The organism is Vibrio barjaei, assembly GCF_001639065.2.
In the GTDB taxonomy this organism is placed as follows: Bacteria; Pseudomonadota; Gammaproteobacteria; order Enterobacterales; family Vibrionaceae; genus Vibrio; species Vibrio barjaei.
Window position 1 is genome coordinate 101,434 of the sequence record NZ_LQXO02000003.1, and the last position, 21,964, is coordinate 123,397.

Here is a 21,964-nt window from a genome sequence, read left to right on the forward strand (position 1 = left end):
TATTGGATTAACCATAATAAAAAGCGCTTTTAGGGATGAATGTGAAACGCCTGATTCAGTGGCTAGTAGCCGTCGCTCTCCTGTCCAGCAGTGGATGGGTGTTAGCAACCGAAAATACCGATAACAACGCAAAGGAACTTGACCGTCCTAAAATAGGATTGGTTCTGGCAGGCGGAGGCGCGAAAGGGGCTGCGCACATTGGTGTTCTAAAAGCGTTAGAAGAGATGCAGATTCCTGTTGATATCATCACGGGCACCAGCATGGGGGCCTATGTGGGCGGCCTCTATGCGACCGGAATGAGTGCTGATGAGATTGAAAGCTTCATCTATACCGTGGATTGGAACAATGGATATCGTGATCGTGTTAGCCGCAGCCAACGCCGAGTTCGCGATAAGGAGTCGGAAGACCGCTATCAAATTCGCACCGATATCGGTTTACATTTTGGCTCGATAGAAGCCCCAAAAGGGGTGGTACAAGGCCAGAATATGTTACGCATTCTGCGCAAAACTACGGGCAACCTTCCTGAGTTCAAATCATTTGATGACTTGGCCATTCCTTATCGTTCGGTGGCGACGGATATATTAAAACTTGAGCCTGTTGTACTGGATAAAGGTTATCTAGTGGACGCAATGATGGCGAGTATGTCGGTGCCGGGCGCGCTACCACCTTATGAGCTGGATGGCTATTTGTTGGTTGATGGTGGGGTGACCAATAACATGCCTGTCGAGCTGGCGAAGCAAATGGGTGCGGACATTATCATTGCGGTTGATATCAGTAGTGACTACAAAACCCGAGAGGATTTCAGTAGCTTCTTGACTGTTGGCGAGCAGCTATCTAATTATTTGGTACGCCGCAGTACAGAAGAACAAATGCAAGCTCTGGATGACAAAGACATCCTAATGCATCCAGACGTGGGACAGATCGCCACCACCGATTTTTCAGCGATGCCGAAAGCGTATAACTTGGGTTATCAAGAGGCTTATCGTAATGAGAAACAGCTTAAAGCGCTCACCGTAAACAGTGCTAGGTTCCAGCATTATATCGATGCTAAACAGTTAGCACGTAAAAAGCTGGTGTACGGTGATGAGAACGTCGTTGATAAGATAGTGATCAATAACCAAAGTCACTACAGCGATGAATTGATCAAAAGCCGTTTGGGGCTGAAAGCAGGTGAAATCCTAGAAACCGATGAGATAGAAAAGCATATTGAGGAGCTCTATGCTCTCGATCGTTTTGAATTGATCACATACCGCTACGATGATAAAGGTGATGAAACAGATCTTGTTGTCGATGTAAAAGAGAAATCTTGGGGTCCAAATTATATGGACTTTCGTTTCTACCTTGAAGAAGACTTCAATGCGAACAGCTTCTATTCGATCGGTGTCACCACTAACTTTACCGATTTGAACGATCGCGGTGCAGAGCTGAGAGTGAATGCGGACTTTGGTACTGATAAGCGAGTGGAAGGAGAGGTCTACTCGCCTTTCATGTTCAATCAAAACTTTTTCTTGTTAGGTGGTCTTCGCTACAACAGCGACAAGCGAAATGTGCTCTGCCAATTAAATTCTAACGGGGATGGTTGCGTGGAGCCAGCTCTTGAGGGTAATGCTGATTTTATTCCAGTATCGTATCGTGAGTGGGAAGGGGAGTTTGCGGTTGGTTATCAACCAACGTTATGGCAGGAAGTGAAAATTGGTGCACGGTATACGACTGGTGAATCGTATGTCTCACCTTTACCTTCTGCTGGTACGTTTGATTTTGATCGTCGAGGTGTTTTTGCCAGCTACAAACTGGATACGTTAGATGATTATAGTTTGCCGACTAAAGGCTGGTTGGTGAATTTAGAGTATTTGCTGTCGAGAGACAGTGGTGACCAAAACATCCAAACTGAACCCTCAGAATTTTCTGATAACGCCTACGAAATTAGCATTGCTACTAAATATGCAAAAACCTTTAATCGTAATACCTTAGTAGGCTCGTTCGATTACGAAATGATCGAGACGGAAAACGACTCATTGCCAGTGAGCCCAAGAGAGCTTGGTGGCTTTTTGAATATGTCGGGTATTCCTCGTAACAGTTTGATTGGCCAGAACAAGCTCTATGGCAGTCTAGTGTATCGCTATCGATGGTTCGATAACGACTTTGGCATGTTCCAATCCCCAGTTTACTTAGGAGCAAGTGCTGAGTATGGCGGTGTCTGGGATGGCGACCGTTCGTTGTCTAATGCGCCACTGTATCTGGCAGGGTCGGTATTTGCTGGCATAGACTCTCCCGTCGGGCCTATTATGCTGTCTTATGGTCAAGTAGAAACTGGGTTGCGCTCGTTCTATTTAATTATTGGAGCCGCTTACTAAACGTCATTATCACTCCAGATTATGTTGAATATAAATACTCTAAATGAAGGGTAGTATTGCAGCGACCTGCTGCAACTTTAGTCGCAAAATGCTTGTTTTTACTCAAACTTGCAATGTTGGTCAAAATGATAAGATTTTAATCTAACGTTAAATTTGCTATCCTTCGCCCCACAGTTTGGCCTCTCTGGCACTGCTGATTCAGTTACTTGATGACGAGATAAGGCGAGGGAGAGCCAAGTTTCCAAGGATGTCCACTCCTAATTCTAATTATTAAGGATGGACCGCAATGAGAGGAAAAAGTCGTGCTTGAAGCCTACCGTAAACACGTCGAAGAGCGTGCTGCCGAAGGAGTTGTCCCAAGACCCCTAGACGCCGAACAAGTTGCTGGACTTGTTGAGCTGTTAAAGAACCCACCTCAGGGTGAAGAAGAGTTTATTCTAGACCTCCTCGAGAACCGTATTCCACCTGGTGTTGATGAAGCTGCTTATGTTAAAGCAGGTTTTCTGACGGCTGTAACTAAGGGCGAAGTAGAATCGCCACTAGTTAGCCGTGAAAAAGCAGCTGAACTCCTCGGTACCATGCAAGGTGGTTATAACATCGAATCACTGATTGCCTTGCTTGACGATGCTGCGCTAGCGCCAATTGCCGTTAAAGCACTGTCTCATACGCTGCTGATGTTTGATGCTTTCTATGATGTAGAAGAGAAAGCAAAAGCAGGTAATGCTTACGCGAAACAAGTCCTAACGTCTTGGGCTGAAGCGGAATGGTTCCTGTCTAAGCCTGAGCTACAAGAAAAGATTACGTTGACAGTATTTAAGGTGACGGGTGAAACCAACACTGATGACCTGTCTCCTGCACCTGATGCATGGTCTCGTCCAGATATTCCAGTACACGCTTTAGCAATGCTTAAAAACGCACGCGATGGTATCGAACCGGATCAACCAGGTTCAATCGGTCCAATCAAACAAATTGAAGCACTTAAAGGCAAAGGTCATCAACTTGTTTATGTTGGTGACGTAGTAGGTACAGGTTCTTCTCGTAAATCGGCAACCAACTCAGTGTTGTGGTTTATGGGTGATGACATTCCAAACGTACCAAATAAGCGTGCTGGTGGTTATGTATTGGGTGGCAAGATCGCGCCAATCTTCTTCAACACTATGGAAGATGCCGGGGCACTGCCAATCGAAGTGGATGTAACTAAGCTGAACATGGGTGACGTGATTGACGTGTATCCATACCAAGGCAAAGTATGTAATCACGAGTCAGGCGAAACCCTAGCAGAGTTTGCACTAAAAACAGACGTACTGATTGATGAAGTTCGTGCAGGTGGTCGTATTCCACTGATCATTGGTCGTGGTCTAACCGACCGTGCTCGCCAATCTCTAGGCCTTGAACCATCAGAAGTCTTCCGCCGTCCAGTAGCCGTTGAAGAGTCAGATGCTGGCTATACACTGGCTCAGAAGATGGTTGGTAAAGCGTGTGGCGTTGAAGGTGTTCGTCCGGGTACATATTGTGAACCTAAAATGACGACGGTTGGTTCGCAAGATACGACAGGCCCAATGACACGTGATGAGCTAAAAGATTTAGCATGTCTAGGCTTCTCGGCAGACCTAGTGATGCAGTCATTCTGTCACACCTCAGCATATCCAAAACCTGTAGATGTGAACACTCATCATACATTGCCTGACTTCATCATGAACCGTGCAGGTGTTTCACTGCGTCCAGGTGATGGTGTTATCCACTCTTGGTTAAACCGTATGCTTCTGCCTGATACTGTTGGTACAGGCGGTGACTCACATACCCGTTTCCCTCTAGGTATTTCTTTCCCAGCAGGTTCTGGTCTGGTCGCGTTTGCTGCGGCAACCGGTGTTATGCCTCTTGATATGCCAGAATCTATCCTTGTACGCTTTAAAGGTGAAATGCAGCCAGGTATCACACTTCGTGACCTTGTTCATGCGATTCCTTACTATGCGATTCAGCAAGGTTTGTTGACGGTTGAGAAAGCCGGTAAGATCAACGAATTCTCTGGTCGTATCCTAGAGATTGAAGGCGTTGAACACCTAACGGTTGAGCAAGCATTCGAACTTTCTGACGCTTCGGCTGAACGTAGTGCTGCGGGTTGTACCGTTAAACTGTCTCAAGAGTCTATCGAAGAGTACCTGAACTCAAACATCACTATGCTTAAGTGGATGATTTCAGAAGGCTATGGTGACCGTCGTACTATCGAGCGTCGTATTGTTGCAATGCAAGAGTGGCTGGCTAACCCAGAACTGATGCAAGCGGATAGTGATGCAGAATATGCACATGTTATCGAGATTGACCTTGCAGACGTGACGCAGCCAATCCTTTGTGCACCAAATGACCCAGATGATGCTCGTCTACTTTCTGAGGTGCAAGGAACAGAAATCAACGAAGTATTCATTGGCTCTTGTATGACTAACATCGGTCACTTCCGCGCAGCTGGTAAGTTACTCGATAAGTACAATGGTCAGCTTGATACTCGCCTATGGATTGCTCCACCAACGAAGATGGACCGTGACCAGCTAACAGAAGAAGGCTACTACGGTATCTTTGGTCGTGCTGGAGTTCGTATCGAAACACCGGGATGTTCTTTGTGTATGGGTAACCAAGCGCGTGTTGCTGACGAAGCGACGGTAATGTCTACGTCGACTCGTAACTTCCCGAACCGTCTTGGTACTGGTGCTAATGTATATCTTGCGTCAGCTGAACTTTCTTCAGTCGGAGCAATCCTAGGTAAGATTCCAACGAAAGAAGAATACCTAGAGTACATGAAGCAGATTGACCCAACTGCAGCAGATACTTACCGCTATCTAAACTTCCACCGTATGGGGCAGTACACAGAGAAAGCAGACACAGTCATCTTTCAAGAGCCTGCTTAATGGTGAATTATAGAGCTCGATAAGAGCTCTATGCTGAGTAGCAAAACGGCCACTTTGAGTGGCCGTTTTTTATGCGCTGAGTTAGTGATTTTATCTAGGCTAATTGGTCAGCAACTTTTGCAGCTTGTCGCGCAGAGCAATAATATGGTCACGCTCTGGACCTTGGCGGTGACAATGGTCGAGTATGTATTCTACTGAGCTGAGTACTGTACGCCAACGAGGTGTTTTGGGTAACGTCTCTAAGCGCAAATACTTATCCAATGTGCGGGTTTGCAAGGTGCTGCGGTCTAAGTAAACACGCCACAAGCCACTTTGTTCAGCAAAGGCAAACTTGGTTTGCCCAGTAACACTTTCCCAATACTCCAGCGCATTGGTCATGGTATCTACCAATAACTCGCGCATCATTTCTGGACGAGACTTCTCTTCATCGACGGCTTTATCTGCCAATTGAGTAAATTCTCCGCCCAGCTCTTTGAGTTCCAGTAGTTTCGCCTTATCACCTTCAATCGCATATCGAGACAGCGCATCAATAGCGGTTTCTAGGTTCTTCACGCGCGTTTGATCGAGTGACTGCCCTTGTTCGAATATGTAGATGCTCTTTAATCCCGAACCCTCAGGCAAGGTGAGGATATCGGTGTTTATGTGTTGGCGTACATCATCGACAAAAATATCGATATCCCCGCAATAGTGCTCCTGAGACAAGTGAATAAATTTAGGCGCAATGAGTTCTTCAACATTGGAGCGCTTGAGCTGCTCAACACTGCGTTTAAACATACGTCCAGCACTTTGGTTAGCAAACTGTACCTTCAAGTCTTCTCTGATGCAGAGAATCGCTTCTGGCGCACTATTGAGCTGTTCGATCAAACGCCCTTGTGTTTCTAACAAGCTTGCTTCAACCAACGCACGCTGTTTAATTTCATACTTGAGAAGTTGATTTTCGGCGCGTCTTTCTTCGGCTTTGCTTGCTTGAAGGTGAGCGGCGATGCGTGCTGCGAGCTCCGGCTTACTGAACGGTTTTGCAAGGTAGTCATTGGCACCGAGCTCAAAACCACGAACTCTGTCTTCCGATTGATTCAAAGCGGTGAGCATAATGATAGGCAGCGCGGCATGATCGTATTGTTCACGAATGGTTTCGCACACTTCAAAGCCGCTCATTCCCGGCATCATAATATCGAGAAGCAGTAAGTCTGGTTTTTCATGCTCAATGATATCCAGTGTTTCTAAGCCATCTTTGGCCAGTTTCACTTGATAACCTTCTAGCCTTAAAAAGCTCTCAAGGATACGCAAGTTCACTGGCTCATCATCGGCGACGAGCAGCACTGGTCCATCTGGATTCTCAGGAAGGACTTCCTCTTCTTCTGGATTGATCTCAGTCGGCTCGGCGATATGGAAGTGACTATTCTGTCCTAATTGAGACATGTGCTCTATTTCTTCCTGTGTCGCTAAAGGAAGGGTGAAGCTGAACGTGGTGCCAACATGAGGCTGACTACTGACATAAAGAGAACCGCCCATCAACTCAATAAGCTGTCGACTTATCGATAAGCCAAGCCCAGCACCTTGGCGGTAATGACCCGAATCATGACCTGCTTGAACTAACGGCTCGAAAATATGTTCAAGCTGCTGAGCAGGAATCCCTTGGCCGGTATCCACAACTTGTACGCGAATATGATCATCCATGGCGGTGGCCGATAAGACGATCTTGCCTTCATTGGTATATTTGATGGCATTACCAACAAGGTTATAAAGTACCTGTTCTAAGCGCTGTGGGTCGGCTGAGACATAAGGCAATGGTTCGAGGACTTGGTTGATAATTCGAATCTTCTTGTCACCGAGCAAGTGATGTGACAGCTCCAAGACCAGCTGTGTTGCACTGGTTAAGCTAATAGAGGAACGTTCAATATCTAAGTTGCCGTAACGCATTTTGTGATAATCGAGAAGATCGTCTACCAGTCCAGCAAGGCGCTGGCCACTGTTAACAATGATATCAAGCTGATATTTATGGTTGGCGCCGATTGGCCCATTGGCACCAGAGATCATTGCTTCTGCAATCCCTATCATGCCGTGAAGTGGGGTGCGAAGTTCGTGAGAGGTGGTTGCAAGGAATTCATCTTTCAGCTTGTTTGCTAGCTGTAGTTCTTCATTTTGCTTTTTAATCGTGACTAAATTCTGTTCTAGCTCTTGGTTCTGACTCTTAATGAGCTCGATTTTCTCTTTTATTGAGCGTCTCATACGTTCGAAACTCAGAGCCAATCGGCCAATTTCATCTTTACGGTCTGCGCTAATAATCGAAGGTTCTAAGTCTCCACCAGAGGCTCTTTCAGCCGCCCAGGTAAGCTTAAGCAGTGGCGAAGTAATAAAGTTAGAAAGGTAGTGTGAAGCAATGACAACCAGCACAATCGCGGTCAGCATAGCGATAACAAACAGTTTTTCTAGTTGCTTAACGCTAGCAAAGGCGATGGCTTCTGGTGTTTCGGCAACCAGGGCCCAATTGGTTTCATTGAGTTGAATAGGAGTGAATGCCGCAAAGTAGTCTTCGCCTTTGGCATTGGTGTAGCTACCCACCATGGTGAGACCAGATAAGGCTTGTGAGATAACTTCGTTGCTGTTGTTTATGGTGTCTTGTTCAAGCCCAAGTATCTTAGCGGCATGGTCACTACCGACCAGTAGCAGCTTAATATCATCTGGTTTGCCGTCAGTGATGAGCTTAGTGATCCCCTTGATGGGAAGCCTGAACATGGCATAACTGTGAAGATAACCTTGCTGAATAATCGGTGCACCAAGCCAAGCGTACTGTTGGTCATCTTGCAGGGCAAAATCGGAAATAACCACCGGGGTGTATTCTTCGTTTTCTTTGCGCTTGTGAGTGACTTCTGATTTCAGGCGGTCAAAGGTTTCGCCGAGGATCTGAGTTGAAAACTCGCCCGTTTCTAAATTTGTTCCGTAATAACGATTTTTATAGACGGAGTAGGTGACGTTGCCTGCAAGGTCGACCAGTATAATGTCGTCAAAGTCTGAACGTTTAAGGTGCTCCATAAACGCCCTATGATAGCGCTTGTGTAGAAGGCGGTAGCGCTCACTTCCTACATAACTACTAGAGTCTGGAAGGATTGCGGTTTTTACTTGATTACCTGAACCTTGAATATAGCGTTCTTGCGCATGTTCTCTTGCCTGTTCTATATCGTCACCAAGGCGCTGGAACGCATTCACCAGTCCATAGAATCGTCCTCCACTGGCATAAGCGAGCTCTGAACGTACGAATCCCATTACTTCAGACTCTTGAGCTTGAAAGTAGTTGAGCAACTGCTGTTTTTTAGTATCTCTTATCGATACCAGATGAGAGGTACTTTGATCTTTTAGATCCTGACTGTGTGCGTTGAGAAAGAATAGAGCGATGACCGTCAAGGGCGTAATGCTGAGCACCAAAAAAGCCATCATCAAGGTGTTTTGCAGTCGCTTGAATTTCTGTTTTCGATACAACTTGAACATATTTATCGCTTAGCTCTCGGTATGACGAATTAAGAAAGAGTTAACCTTAGCAATCTAATTACTTTTTTTTCTTTGACAAGTAAGTTGGCGATAAACCGTGTTGAGTAACACAAAAATAACGTATGCAATCGGCTTTGCTGTGTAAGAAAGGGCCTAATGAAGCGAGTTATTCAAATAAATTCAATTGGTTGGTGAAAGGCTTGAGAACACCAACCAATTGGATTCATGACGACTTATTTTGTTGCGTGATAGATAGCAAACTTACGGTTTTTATCGACAGTGTGGCAGTGACCAAATTGCTGCTCAATAATAGGAGGGTATTTGAGGAAACTATTGGCGACAATCATTAACTGCCCGTTGCTATTCATATAGTTAGGTGCGTCAGACAATAAAGTTTCCGTTGCTGAATAACTGGTATCTAAGCCAGCGTGAAACGGTGGGTTACTGATAATAAAGTCGAGTCCTGAGGGGACATCTGAGTAGACGTCTGACGCAAATACCTGACCTTTTAGGTTATTTGCTAGTAGAGTTTGCTTGCTTGATTCAATGGCAAAGGCGTTGATATCACACATATTGAGTTCAATATTGTTATATTTCAGCCCCATGTAAGCGCCAATAACACCGGCACCACAGCCAAAGTCGAGCACTTTACCTTTAAGTTCAGGTAGGTTGCTCAGGAGTAACTGACTGCCACTATCAAATTCACCGTGACTAAAGACGCCAGGCAGGCTTTTAACCGTAATGGGTAATCCATTGAGCTCTACTTGGTAGCTTTTAAACCAGTTTTCAAGCTCAAATGACTCGGGGGCTGATTGACACATGCCCCAGTAAAACGAGCAACGTCGAGCTGAGTCATATTTGTTCATTGGTCCGTAAGGCTTGAACATTTTTTCGATGCTCTTTACACCAGAGCGATTTTCACCGACAACAGCAATCTCAGTGTCGTTGCCAAGTTTTGCTAGTGCCATTTCCAGTAGCATTTGCGCTTCGGCTTTCGCTTTTGGCCAGTAGAGTAAAATCATATCGGCATCAATGTCGCTCGATAATGAAGCGCCAAACAACGTCGTGATTTTACTTGAAGAACTTAACAGGCGGTAGGTAATGTAATTACTGGTAAATACCGTCACCTTGTCGCAGTGTTTACTGAGCTCGATAGGGAACTGATCTTCTATTTCGCCGATGACCAATACACGCTTTTGTGCGAAGTATTCGAGTTGCCTTTCCGCGATTTGACTAGGTGCGATGTAGGTTGCCATGACGAGTTATCTCTGGAAGTAAAAAGGGAGGGGATTCTCTCACAAAGCCCTCCCTGAAAAAAGTGTCTAGCTGTTATCTTGTCCGTCTAAGAAGTCTTTAAATTCTTCTTCGTACATATTGAACAGAACCATAGTGATGGCAAAGATAAGAGGGCCGTAAATCAATCCAATTAAGCCAAATAGATGAATCCCCCCTAAGAGAGAGAAGAATATCATCAGTGTATTCATACCCGCACTGCCCTGCATTAGCAGCGGGCGCAGCACGTTATCAATAGAGCCTACGACGGCGATGCTCCAGATGGCTAAGAACAGGCCCCATGTGGTATCACCAGTAATGAGTAGGTAAGCAGTAGCTGGTATCCATATAAGTGCGGTACCTACAACAGGAATAAAAGACGCGAAGCCCATCATTGTGCCCCAAAACAGCCCCGGGAATCCTGCCATCCACATACCAAATCCACCTGCGGCGCCTTGAGCAATTGCGGTCAAGAATGACCCCATGACCGCTGATTTCGACACTTTTTCAATCTCATTCAATAGGCGGTCTTCTTGGCTGCGCGAGAAAGGCAGAATATGGCGAATTGCAGCAATGAGTTTGTCGTGGTCACGCAAAAGGAAAAACAGAACAAACAACATCAAGAAGAAGTTCATTAGGAAGTTTGTTGCGTCACCAAGAATCTTTGCACTAGTCGCAACTAAATTCGAACCTAATGAAGTCGCAAACTCAGCTGCTTTCTGAGCAATATCTTGTGCGTTAATTGCGTCAAAAGGGAGGTAGTCATTGATAAAAGACAACCCTTTCTTTACCCAAGGGTGGGCGATAACCTCTTGAATACCACCGCCAGTGACCCATTGATACATGTTTTGAGAGAACACGGAACCTTGTTGAACGATAGCACTAAACACCAAAAGCAGAGGCATAACGATAATAAACGTCAATACAATACATGAGAGCAAGGCGACGACGTTCTTGTGTTTTGGCATTTTGCTCTCAATCCACTCATGAATCGGGAACATCAACAGAGAAAGGATGAACGCCATAACAATGGAATTCATATAGGGTTCGACTAATAAATAACAAGCAAACGCTGCAAACAGAAGGGCAAGGATAAGTACCCAGTGGCTAGCAGTCACATTCATTTTATTTTTCACAACGTTTCCTCAGACCTTCTTAAAGAAGGGGTAATGACTTTATGACAAACACCTACAGACGAGGCATTTTTACTTAGTTATAGTGGTCATATAATGGACGCAAAATGTTGATCGATCAATGTTAATTACTTTTCATTTACTGGCTTTACGGAGGGAATATGGGGTGTTGTAGCGACGACAAAAAGTGTCAATCGAATAAGCGTCAAAAACGTGCTATTCCTTGGTTTTCTCTGACCATTGCAGTGCTCATTATTCTGGCATTGTTTAATTGGCAGGCATAAAAAAGGGCTGATTAATCAGCCCATAAGGTATTTTTACAATGCTTGCTTATGCTTCGCTAGCAATGATGGCGAAACAGCGATCAGCTGCTTCTAATGTTGCATCGATTTCTTTAGAGCCGTGTGCCAACGAGGTGAAGCTTGCTTCAAATGCTGATGGTGCTAGGTAAACACCGTGGTCTAGCATTAAGTGGAAGAAGCGTTTGAAACGTTCAACATCACACTTAGCTACTTCTTCATAGCAAGTGATAGTTTCTTGCTCAGTAAAGAAGAAACCGAACATGCCACCTACTTGGTTCACGACTAGTGGTACGCCGTGTTTGTCAGCAAGTTGTTTAAAGCCATCAGCAAGTTGTTTGGTCTTATTCGCTAGGCGTTTTTCATTACCTTCTTCGGAAAGTAGCGTCAAACAAGCGTAACCTGCCGCCATTGCAATTGGGTTGCCTGATAGTGTACCTGCTTGATAAACAGGACCTGTTGGTGCGATGTATTGCATCACTTCTTTACGACCGCCGAAAGCACCAACTGGCATACCGCCGCCGATGATTTTACCTAGCGTGGTTAAGTCTGGTTTGATGTTGTAATGTGCCTGTGCACCACCTTGAGCAACACGGAAACCTGTCATTACTTCATCAAAAATAAGTAGAGCACCTTCCTCATCGCAAATCTGACGTAGACCTTCATGGAAACCCTCTACTGGCGGAATACAGTTCATATTGCCCGCAACAGGTTCAACGATAATACAAGCGATTTCGCCTTTGTTTGCTTCAAACAGAGCTTTAACGGAATCTAGGTCGTTGAAACGTGCAGTCAGTGTGTATTTAGCGAAGTCAGCAGGTACACCTGGAGAGCTTGGTTGTCCAAGAGTCAGTGCGCCTGAACCTGCTTTAACCAATAGGCTATCGGCATGACCGTGGTAGCAACCTTCGAACTTAAGAATTTTGTCACGACCAGTGTAGCCACGCGCTAGACGAATAGCACTCATGGTAGCTTCTGTACCAGAACTTACCATGCGCAGTTGTTCCATTGATGGAACCAACTTGCGAACTAATTCCGCCATGTTGATTTCCATTTCAGTTGGTGCACCGAAACTTAATCCACGTTGCGCTGCATTAATCACTGCATCACGAATTGCGGCGTGGTTATGGCCTAGAATCATAGGACCCCATGAACCTACGTAATCGATGTACGCTTTACCATCAGCATCAAAAATCAATGGACCATCGGCACGTTCGATAAAAATAGGTGAACCTCCTACGCCGTTGAAGGCACGAACCGGAGAATTAACACCGCCTGGGATGGTCTGTTGCGCTTTTTCATACAGCTCAGCTGATTTGGTCATGGAAAGTTCCTCTTTGCTTGTTCGGACCAAGTTGAGCAGCATTGTACATCTCCGCACAGATTCTAGTAGTGTTTTGAGCACATTTTCGTAAATTAGCGTTTGAATCTGCTGTAAAGCTAATTTGCTTTTGCGTAATACTTGAACGAAGCAGTCAGGTATTAGATAATCTGGTGCAATAACTTTAAAATTATATGCAAGGTCTGGTGAGCAGCTGGGCCGTCCTTTTTCATCGCAGGGGATATCTGCCCATCATTAGGTTGTGGTAGGGTGTTATTTGCGATTGAGTAGCAAGAGAGGTTCCCGTGAGTGATGTAGCTATTCCTTTAGATTTTTCAGATGCCGCGGCAACGCGTGTACAGACCCTAATTGCAGAAGAAGAAAACCCACAGCTTAAGCTTCGTGTTTATATCACGGGTGGCGGTTGTAGTGGCTTCCAATATGGTTTTACGTTTGATGAGAACGTGAACGAAGGTGACACGACAATTGAGAAATGTGGTGTAACTCTGGTGGTTGATCCAATGAGCCTGCAATATTTAGTTGGTGGTGTGGTTGATTATACTGAGGGACTAGAAGGTTCTCGTTTCTTTGTGAATAACCCAAATGCGACAACAACCTGTGGCTGTGGCGCATCGTTTAGCGTATAGCAGATAAAAAGGCGAACCATGTGTTCGCCTTTTTTGAGCCAGCTTTCAACACTGTGAAAAATCCCCCATTAAGAGCAGATTAGGAGAGAAGTTTAGTTGTCTATTTCTCTAGGCTGAGTAAAGTATTCCAGTCATCGCATTAAACATAGGATGTCGTTTAATGTTTGATTGCTAATAATTTTTTAGAACCAGTTGCCTTAGAGCAGCGTATCTAACCAGTTAGCGTCAAAAACACAATTATAAGGAAATGATTATGCCAATCAGTCAATCTGGCAGTTTTTTTTCAAAACGTCCTTGGCTTATTTCTCTGCTCTGTATCTTCATACTTAGTGTGTGGCTAGGTTTAGGCGTGTTAAAAGCTGAAGAAAATCAATCTACCGCACCTTCCGATGACCCTGCGCCTCTAGCCCGCGTTGTCTATCAAACTTTCAAGGCTCAACAAGTCGAGAAGAAAATCGATCTCTACGGCCGAACAGCACCAGATCGTACCGCGAAATTGGGCGCTGAGATTGCAGGTAAGATCATTAAACTGAATGTACGAAAAGGTGACTCAGTTAAAGCCGGTCAGTCTATCGCTCAAATCGATCTCGGTGATTTGCAGATACGCTTAGAGCGTGCTCAAGCGATGCTAAATGTCAGACAGCAAGAATTCAACGCCTCTAAATCTTTAAAAAGTAAAGGACTTCAAGGTGAAGTTGCCTACTCAACCGCTGCCGCTAATTTAACTGAAGCAAAAGCTATGGTGAGTGCGGCGAAGTTGGCACTACGTAACACATCAGTTAGAGCTCCATTTTCCGGTATTGTAGACCATCTGTATATTGAACTTGGTGATTTTGTTTCGGTTGGTGACCCTGTGGCGACGCTGATTGATTTAGAAACGTTGATCATCGAAGCGGATGTCAGCGAGAGACATATTCAGCAATTGGTCACTAGTCAACCATCGCAAATCCGCTTTATTGGCGGTGATGAAGTGACCGGAAAGTTGCGCTATATCTCTCGAGTCTCTTCCGAGTCGACGAATACTTTCCCGATTGAAATCGAAGTGCCAAACCCTAATCAACGTATTCCGGCAGGCGTCAGTGCTGAGGTTGAGCTTGCGTTAGATGAGCAATTAGCGATTAAGATTACGCCTGCAATGCTGGCGCTAGATGAAAGTGGAAATCTAGGGGTGAAAACTCTCAAGGAAAATCGAGTCGCCTTTATACCGATTCAGCTTGTTAAGGCTGAGCAAGATGGCGTTTGGTTGACCGGACTGGGCAAGCAAGTAGACATTATTGTGCTCGGACAAGGGTTTGTTCGTGATGGTGACAACGTTGAAGCGATCAGTGTTGAGCAAGCCAATCAAATCGCCCAGCAGCAAGAGCAATAAGGAGCTGCCATGTTTGCATTAATTGATGCGGCGCTGTCTCGCTCCAGAACCATGTTGAGCTTACTGGTTCTAATTTTGATTGCTGGTATTGCGACTTATAACTCGATACCAAAAGAATCGAGCCCAGACATTACCATTCCAATCATTTATGTTTCTGTTAGCCACCAAGGTATTTCTCCTACTGACAGTGAACGCTTGTTAGTCCGTCCCCTTGAAAAAGAGATGCGCTCCGTAGAGGGAGTGAAAGAGATGACGGCGAAGGCTTCAGAAGGGCATGGCTCAGTGACGTTGGAATTTAACGTCGGTGTCGATCTGGCCAAAGCGATGGCCGATGTCAGAGATGCGGTAGATTTAGCGAAACCTAAGTTACCCGATGGCAGTGATGAGCCGACGGTAAACGAAGTAACCCTTGCCTCTGAGCAACCGGTCTTATCAGTCGTTCTTTACGGTACAGTTCCAGAGCGCACAATTGTCCAACTCGCTCGCCAATTGCGCGATAAGCTGGAAAGTTATAGGCAGATCCTTGAAGTGGATATCGCAGGTGACCGTGAAGACATCGTTGAAATCGTTGTCGATCCATTATTGATGGAAAGCTATGGCTTAGATCAGGGCGATATCTACAACTTAATCGCATTGAACAACAAGGTGGTGGCTGCAGGTTTTGTCGATACTGGATATGGACGTTTTTCCGTTAAAGTCCCTTCCGTGTTTGATAGCTTGAAAGATGTGTTAGAGCTACCAGTTAAAGTCGATGGCAAACAGGTAATTACATTTGGTGATGTGGCGACAGTGCGCCGCGCATTTAGAGATCCTGACAGCTTTGCCCGTTTAGATGGTCGTTCGGCAGTGGTACTCGATGTCAAAAAACGCTCGGGTGAGAACATCATTGAGACCGTTGATCTCGTTAAAGAAGTGTTGCGCCAAGCGCAAACGCTACCGGAGTGGCCGAATAACCTTCTGGTGAAATTCACCAAAGATGAATCGAAAGACGTAAAGATCATGCTTAATGATCTCCAAAACAATATTCTTTCGGCCATCATTTTAGTAGTGATCGTCATTATAGCTATCCTTGGTGTACGCACGGCCTTGTTGGTAGGGATATCAATTCCAGGCTCTTTCCTAACGGGTTTATTGGTGCTCTCTGTATTTGGTTTAACGGTCAACATTATCGTACTGTTCTCGCTAATTATGGCCGTGGGGATGCTGGTTGATGGGGCCATTGTTGTGACTGAGTTTGCTGACCGTCGAATGCAAGAGGGTACGCCTCGTAAACAGGCTTATCGCGACGCTGCAAGGCGAATGGCTTGGCCAATTACAGCCTCAACGGCCACTACGTTAGCAGCTTTTGCGCCGCTACTATTCTGGCCTGACACCACCGGCGAATTTATGAAATTCTTACCGTTGACTCTTATCGCAACCCTCACTGCATCGCTTGTCATGGCGCTGTTGTTTGTACCTGTGATCGGTGGTTTGATTGGCAAGCCTCAGTATGTTTCAGAGAAACGCCAGCAACAGATGGTTGCGTTACATAACGGTGAGTTTGCTCAAGCAACTGGGATCACTAAGCTCTATTACCACACACTAGATATTGCCATTGGTCACCCACTGAAAATACTGTTGTTGGCGATTTTGATGGCGATAGGAGTCGGGTTCGCTTACAACAAAGCAGGTTTAGGTGCCGAGTTCTTCCCTGAAGTAGATCCTCCTTACTTCAATGTAAAAGTGCGTTCTCATGGTGACTTATCGATCAATGAAAAAGATGAAGTGATGAGAGTGGTGGAACAGGTCATGTTTAACCACAAAGAGTTTGAGAGCGTTTATACCAAAACCGGTGGTAAGGATGAAATTGGTACGATTCAGATCACTCCGGTTGATTGGCAAGATCGTCGTCGTGTGAATGTCATCATAGAAGAACTCAAGCAGACCACGGATCAATTTGCTGGTGTAGAGATCGAGTACAAATTCCCAGATGCTGGTCCGCCTGTTGAACACGATTTAGAAATTGAGCTCTCAGCGCGTTTCCCAGAAAAGCTCGATGAAGCTGCTAAAATGATACGTCGCTGGGCTGATGGTAACTCTAAGCTGACCAATATCAGTGATACTTCGAATAAACCGGGTATTGATTGGCAAATTGATATCAGTCGCGATGATGCCTCACGGTTTGCTGCGGATGCAACTCTGGTTGGAAATACGGTACAGTTTGTAACCAATGGATTGAAAATTGGCGACTATTTGCCTGATGACTCGACGGAGGAAGTGGATATTCTCGTTCGTTTCCCAAGCGACAAACGAGATATTGGCCGATTTGATGAGCTTCGTATCAAAACCCCGGCAGGATTGGTGCCTATAACCAACTTTGCGGAGATAACTCCTCAGCCTAAACAAGATACGATCAACCGTTTAGATGGCGTTCGCATTATTAGTGTGAAGGCTGATATGGCGGAAGGGTATAACCTTGCGGTCGAACTTCCTGGGTTTCAGCAGCAACTGAGTAATATCGATTTACCAGCAGGTATCGATTATAGAATTCGCGGTCAAAACGAAGAGCAGAAGAACTCATCTGAATTCCTGCAAAGTGCGTTTTTGGTTGCTCTAGCGGTGATGGCATTGATTCTAATTACTCAGTTCAATAGTTTCTATCAAGCCTTCCTTATCTTAAGTGCCGTTATATTCTCGACAGTGGGGGTGTTTGCAGGTCTGCTTATTTTCCAGCGACCATTTGGCATTATCATGTCGGGAATTGGGGTTATCGCTTTAGCAGGGATCGTCGTGAACAATAATATCGTGCTGATCGACACATACAACCAACTGCTAAAACGAGGTTTGGACAAGCGAGATGCCATATTGAGAACCGGAGTGCAGCGTTTGCGTCCTGTCTTATTGACTACAGTAACGACCATACTCGGCCTTATGCCTATGGTGCTGGAGATGAATGTCGATATCATTAACCAAAAAATAGAGTTTGGGGCTCCGAGCACTCAGTGGTGGTCGCAGTTAGCAACAGCTATCGCTGGTGGTTTGGCATTCGCGACAGTATTGACATTAGTATTGACCCCTTGCTTGTTAATGTTAGGAAAGCGAGAAGAGAAGCAATCTAAACCCTCTATCTTCAAGCGTTGGCGCTTTAGTAAGAGAAAACCTCCAGTAAAAGCGGCTTAAAAAGATATAGCCTTCAAATTCGAAAGCCTCCTTTGGGAGGTTTTTGTTTTTTCTGTGGATGGCTTTGTTGTGAATTATCCAGCTCAACGATAGGTTTGCGCGGTTTTTGGGGTAATTTGAAAGAATTTAATACTGAATTTTCATTAATATCTTTGTTGATCGTTTGGCTAGTGGTTCAAGCTTGTAACAAATGTTTGCAAAACAACTCATTCAAAGTTGAGTGTGTTTTTTGAGAACTTGATAGGGTTAGATCTTGTGCTAAGAAAGAGTTAAAGTTGTTGCGTAAACGAATAGCTTGTTATGACAAGCTAGGCGTGACATAGCCGAAAGTGAGTAATTTCGATTTAGGCTACGAATAAGACCTAACTATGTAATGCCAGCTCAGCAATAACCAAATTGCTGCGATAACTGGTAAGGAGACAATATGGCAGATTCAACCCCAGAAATGCTATCTGGTGCAGAGATGATCGTGCAATCTTTGATTGACGAGGGTGTTCAACAAATCTTTGGCTACCCAGGTGGTTCCGTTCTCGATATCTACGATGCGCTGCATGAAAAGCGCGAAAACATTCAACACGTACTCGTTCGTCACGAACAAGCTGCGACTCATATGGCTGATGGCTATGCACGTGCAACTGGTAAACCTGGTGTTGTATTAGTGTGTTCTGGTCCTGGTGCAACCAATACGATTACTGGTATTGCAACCGCATACATGGACTCTATCCCTATGGTCGTTATCTCTGGTAACGTACCAAATAACCTGATTGGTAATGACGCATTCCAAGAGTGTGACATGGTGGGTGTATCACGTCCGGTGGTCAAACACAGCTTTCTAGTACAACGTGCAGAAGATGTACCTGAAACATTAAAGAAAGCGTTCTATATCGCTTCTTCAGGTCGTCCAGGTCCAGTTGTTGTTGATGTTCCAAAAGATGTCATGAATCCGCAAATTAAGTTTCCTTACGAGTATCCGGAAACGATTAAGATGCGTTCTTACAACCCGACAATGACGGGTCATAAAGGACAAATCAAAAAAGCACTAAAAGCGATTCTAGAAGCGAAGAAACCCGTACTTTATGTCGGTGGTGGTGCGGTGATGTCAGAAGCCGACCAGCATATTATTAAGCTAGCTGAAACGCTTAATTTACCTGTTATTAGTACTTTGATGGGGCTAGGCGCGTTCCCTGGCACTCACAAAAACGCGCTAGGTATGCTGGGTATGCATGGTACCTACGAAGCGAATTTGGCAATGCATAATGCCGATCTGATTTTTGGTGTAGGTGTACGTTTTGACGATCGTACAACTAACAACCTTGATAAGTACTGCCCTAATGCCAAAGTGGTCCACATCGATATCGATCCATCGTCGATTTCTAAAAACGTTCGTGCTGACCTGCCGATTGTTGGCTCTGCAGATGTGGTGCTTGAGACCATGCTTAGATTGCTTGTAGAGCAAGGCGGAACGAATGATGAAGCTGCGCTTAATGCTTGGTGGGATGACATTGCGGGATGGCGAGCGCGCAACTGCTTAGGTTATGAAACTTCAGAAGAACGCATTAAACCACAACAAGTTATTGAAGTGCTGCACAAATTGACTGGTGGTGATGCGTATGTCGCGTCGGATGTTGGCCAGCACCAAATGTTTGCTGCGCTTTATTACCCATTCAACAAGCCTCGTCGTTGGATCAACTCTGGTGGTCTAGGGACCATGGGCTTTGGTTTCCCAGCAGCCATGGGCGTGAAATTTGCGCACCCCGATGAGGAAGTGGTATGTGTCACCGGTGACGGCAGTATTCAGATGAATATCCAAGAGCTGTCGACGGCGATGCAATACGATGTGCCAGTTAAGATCATTAACCTAAACAACCGTTTCTTAGGAATGGTAAAACAGTGGCAAGACATGATTTATCAAGGTCGTCACTCAAACTCATATATGGACTCTGTTCCAGACTTTGCTGCGATTGCAGAAGCTTACGGCCATGTTGGGATTCGAATCTCCAACCCAAGCGAGCTTGAGTCTGGCTTGAAGAAAGCGCTAGAAATGAAAGATCGCTTAGTGTTTGTCGACATCAATGTTGACGAAACAGAACATGTTTACCCAATGCAAATTAAAGGGGAAGGCATGGATAAGATGTGGCTAAGCAAAACGGAGAGAACATAATATGAGACATATCATTTCACTACTAATGGAAAACCAACCGGGTGCACTTTCTCGAGTGGTAGGTTTGTTCTCTCAACGTGGTTATAACATCGAGTCACTCAACGTATCACCAACAGATGATGAAACCCTGTCTCGTCTCAATATCACGACTGAGTCGGACGAAATGGAACTTGAACAGATTCAAAAGCAGCTTCATAAACTTATTGATGTTCTGAAGGTTCAAGAAGTAACTGAGTTTGACCACATTGAGCGTGAGCTGATGATGGTGAAAGTAAAAGCCAGCGGTTTCGCTCGTGCGGAAGTAAAGCGTACAGCAGATATTTTCCGTGGTCAGATTGTTGATGTAACAGCCTCTCAGTATACCGTGCAGCTAGCGGGCACCGCAGAGAAGTTGGATGCGTTTGTTTCAGCACTCTCAGAAGTGACTGATGTGGTTGAAGTTGCTCGAAGTGGTATCGTGGGTATCGCCCGTGGTGAGCGAGCACTTAAACCATAGGGTTAAAGACGAACCAATAAATTAAAAAAGCGAGCATCAAGCTCGCTTTTTACGTTTAACAGGACGTTAACCTTCTATTTCATGAAAAGGTGCAGGCTCTTCAATGATTGGTCTCATTTCTTCTTCAGGTTCGGCATTTTTAACCGGAGCTTCTGGCTGTTTTGTTTCTTCAACCGGAGCCTCTGTATTGAGTTTGTCTTGCTGCTCACTAAATTGGAAAGCACGAATAACTTGGTTTACCCCAGAGACGTTACGAGCGATTTCAGTGGCAACATCTGCATGCTCTTTAGAAACGTAACCGAGTAAGAACACTTCTTTGTCTTCAGTGATGACTTTAACTTTTACACCGTTAAGACGCTCATCGGTCAATAACGCTGACTTCACTTTCGTCGTTAACCAACTGTCATTACTGACACTCGTGAAGCTGATCGGAGCTTTAATTCGAATTTGGTTATAAACTCGTTTAACGCCTTTTAAGCTTTTGACTTGAGCTTCAAGTTGGTTGCTTAGTGCTTGAGTCTTAGCTTGTCCCATCAGAACCACGGTACCGCGTTGAGAACTTGCAACCACACGTACTTGTCCTACGTAGGGGGCTTTATTACTCATACCTGCGACTTCGGATTCTAATGAGTTATCGTTCCAAATTTCTTTTGTGGTTCGAGTATCAGTCACTAAATTAACAGTGGTAGCAGCGCCAGCGACAAACAAGCCAGCACATCCAGACAACATGGTGCTAACCAATAGCAAAGTCAGAACTTTGTACATCTTCATGGTATTACTCTTCGTGTGAAGGGAACAGAACTTGGTCAATAAGATCGCATAGGCAATGTAGAGTTACCATATGCACCTCATGAATGCGGGCGGTTCTGTGAGATGGGATACGGATTTCAACATCGTTCTCACCCAGCAGACCAGCCATTTCGCCACCGTCCTTACCAGTAAAGGCGATGATGGTCATATCTCTAGTTACTGCGGCTTCCATAGCTTTGATAACGTTTTTACTGTTACCACTTGTAGAAATCGCAAGCAATATATCTCCAGCCTGACCAAAGGCGCGTACTTGCTTGGCAAAGATATCTTCAAAGTTATAGTCGTTTGCTACTGCCGTCATAGTGGTGCTATCGGCAGTTAGAGTCATAGCGGGTAAGCTGGGACGCTCAGTTTCGAAGCGGTTTAGTAAACAAGAGACAAATTGTTGGGCATTAGAAGCAGAGCCGCCATTACCACAGCAAAGAATTCTGTGACCGTTAAGTAGTGTTGCTACCATGGCTTGAGCTGCGTGGGTAATAACGTCAGGAAGCGCTTCTGCAGCCGCAATTTGAATTTGAATACTTTCAGTGAAACTTTCTTTAATGCTATCGCGCATG

Annotated in this window: 13 protein-coding genes; 7 read left to right on the forward strand and 6 right to left on the reverse strand. The window is 45.1% G+C overall.

Translation table 11 applies throughout. The features are described from left to right. Window positions 1-35: 35 nt before the first annotated feature. Together AWH66_RS00515 and acnB are read left to right on the forward strand one after the other, a co-directional pair. Complete coding sequence (locus AWH66_RS00515; protein ID WP_063606600.1) at window positions 36-2,354, forward strand: patatin-like phospholipase family protein; 2,319 nt, start codon at window positions 36-38, stop codon at window positions 2,352-2,354. A gap of 302 nt (window positions 2,355-2,656) precedes the next feature. After that, complete coding sequence (acnB, locus tag AWH66_RS00520) at window positions 2,657-5,254, forward strand: bifunctional aconitate hydratase 2/2-methylisocitrate dehydratase (protein ID WP_063606599.1); 2,598 nt, start codon at window positions 2,657-2,659, stop codon at window positions 5,252-5,254. A gap of 99 nt (window positions 5,255-5,353) precedes the next feature. On the opposite strand, the gene AWH66_RS00525 is transcribed toward acnB, so the two are convergent. The 4 genes from AWH66_RS00525 to hemL form a co-directional block, all read right to left on the reverse strand. After that, window positions 5,354-8,740 (reverse strand): response regulator, encoded by a 3,387-nt coding sequence (locus AWH66_RS00525; protein ID WP_063606598.1) that lies wholly within the window; start codon window positions 8,738-8,740, stop codon window positions 5,354-5,356. Between the two features lie 233 nt (window positions 8,741-8,973). Continuing rightward, window positions 8,974-9,996, reverse strand: a complete 1,023-nt coding sequence (gene rsmC, locus AWH66_RS00530; protein WP_063606597.1) for a 16S rRNA (guanine(1207)-N(2))-methyltransferase RsmC — start codon at window positions 9,994-9,996, stop codon at window positions 8,974-8,976. Between the two features lie 66 nt (window positions 9,997-10,062). Next, window positions 10,063-11,136, reverse strand: coding sequence for an AI-2E family transporter (locus AWH66_RS00535; RefSeq protein WP_083399917.1), 1,074 nt, complete (start codon window positions 11,134-11,136; stop codon window positions 10,063-10,065). A gap of 339 nt (window positions 11,137-11,475) precedes the next feature. Next, window positions 11,476-12,768, reverse strand: a complete 1,293-nt coding sequence (gene hemL / locus AWH66_RS00540; protein WP_063606595.1) for a glutamate-1-semialdehyde 2,1-aminomutase — start codon at window positions 12,766-12,768, stop codon at window positions 11,476-11,478. 302 nt (window positions 12,769-13,070) lie between these two features. Here hemL and erpA point away from each other — a divergent pair, with 302 nt between their 5' ends. From erpA to ilvN, 5 genes are all read left to right on the forward strand, one after another. Continuing rightward, window positions 13,071-13,412: an iron-sulfur cluster insertion protein ErpA gene (erpA, locus tag AWH66_RS00545; protein ID WP_006072684.1), complete on the forward strand. Its 342-nt coding sequence runs from the start codon at window positions 13,071-13,073 to the stop codon at window positions 13,410-13,412. Window positions 13,413-13,665: 253 nt separating this feature from the next. Next, window positions 13,666-14,781, forward strand: coding sequence for an efflux RND transporter periplasmic adaptor subunit (locus AWH66_RS00550; protein ID WP_063606594.1), 1,116 nt, complete (start codon window positions 13,666-13,668; stop codon window positions 14,779-14,781). A gap of 9 nt (window positions 14,782-14,790) precedes the next feature. Next, window positions 14,791-17,940, forward strand: a complete 3,150-nt coding sequence (locus AWH66_RS00555) for an efflux RND transporter permease subunit (RefSeq protein WP_063606593.1) — start codon at window positions 14,791-14,793, stop codon at window positions 17,938-17,940. Between the two features lie 424 nt (window positions 17,941-18,364). Further along, window positions 18,365-20,101: an acetolactate synthase 3 large subunit gene (locus tag AWH66_RS00560; protein ID WP_006072689.1), complete on the forward strand. Its 1,737-nt coding sequence runs from the start codon at window positions 18,365-18,367 to the stop codon at window positions 20,099-20,101. Between the two features lies 1 nt (window position 20,102). Then, window positions 20,103-20,597 carry an acetolactate synthase small subunit gene (ilvN, locus tag AWH66_RS00565; RefSeq protein WP_006072691.1) on the forward strand — a complete coding sequence of 165 codons (495 nt, stop codon included), beginning with the start codon at window positions 20,103-20,105 and terminating at the stop codon, window positions 20,595-20,597. 66 nt (window positions 20,598-20,663) lie between these two features. Here the strand turns inward: ilvN and AWH66_RS00570 are convergent, their stop codons facing one another. Both AWH66_RS00570 and AWH66_RS00575 read right to left on the reverse strand, forming a co-directional pair. Next, window positions 20,664-21,362, reverse strand: a complete 699-nt coding sequence (locus tag AWH66_RS00570; protein WP_240495581.1) for a BON domain-containing protein — start codon at window positions 21,360-21,362, stop codon at window positions 20,664-20,666. 10 nt (window positions 21,363-21,372) lie between these two features. Next, window positions 21,373-21,963, reverse strand: a complete 591-nt coding sequence (locus AWH66_RS00575; RefSeq protein ID WP_006072694.1) for a phosphoheptose isomerase — start codon at window positions 21,961-21,963, stop codon at window positions 21,373-21,375. Window position 21,964 lies beyond the last annotated feature (1 nt).

Bases quoted from the DNA above. Each gene is read 5' to 3' on its own strand.
- AWH66_RS00515 (WP_063606600.1), top strand. From the start codon at position 36: ATGAATGTGAAACGCCTGATTCAGTGGCTAGTAGCCGTCGCTCTCCTG.
- AWH66_RS00525 (WP_063606598.1), bottom strand. From the start codon at position 8,740: ATGTTCAAGTTGTATCGAAAACAGAAATTCAAGCGACTGCAAAACACC.
- rsmC (WP_063606597.1), bottom strand. From the start codon at position 9,996: ATGGCAACCTACATCGCACCTAGTCAAATCGCGGAAAGGCAACTCGAA.
- AWH66_RS00535 (WP_083399917.1), bottom strand. From the start codon at position 11,136: ATGAATGTGACTGCTAGCCACTGGGTACTTATCCTTGCCCTTCTGTTT.
- hemL (WP_063606595.1), bottom strand. From the start codon at position 12,768: ATGACCAAATCAGCTGAGCTGTATGAAAAAGCGCAACAGACCATCCCA.
- AWH66_RS00550 (WP_063606594.1), top strand. From the start codon at position 13,666: ATGCCAATCAGTCAATCTGGCAGTTTTTTTTCAAAACGTCCTTGGCTT.
- AWH66_RS00555 (WP_063606593.1), top strand. From the start codon at position 14,791: ATGTTTGCATTAATTGATGCGGCGCTGTCTCGCTCCAGAACCATGTTG.
- AWH66_RS00560 (WP_006072689.1), top strand. From the start codon at position 18,365: ATGGCAGATTCAACCCCAGAAATGCTATCTGGTGCAGAGATGATCGTG.
- ilvN (WP_006072691.1), top strand. From the start codon at position 20,103: ATGAGACATATCATTTCACTACTAATGGAAAACCAACCGGGTGCACTT.
- AWH66_RS00570 (WP_240495581.1), bottom strand. From the start codon at position 21,362: ATGTACAAAGTTCTGACTTTGCTATTGGTTAGCACCATGTTGTCTGGA.
- AWH66_RS00575 (WP_006072694.1), bottom strand. From the start codon at position 21,963: ATGCGCGATAGCATTAAAGAAAGTTTCACTGAAAGTATTCAAATTCAA.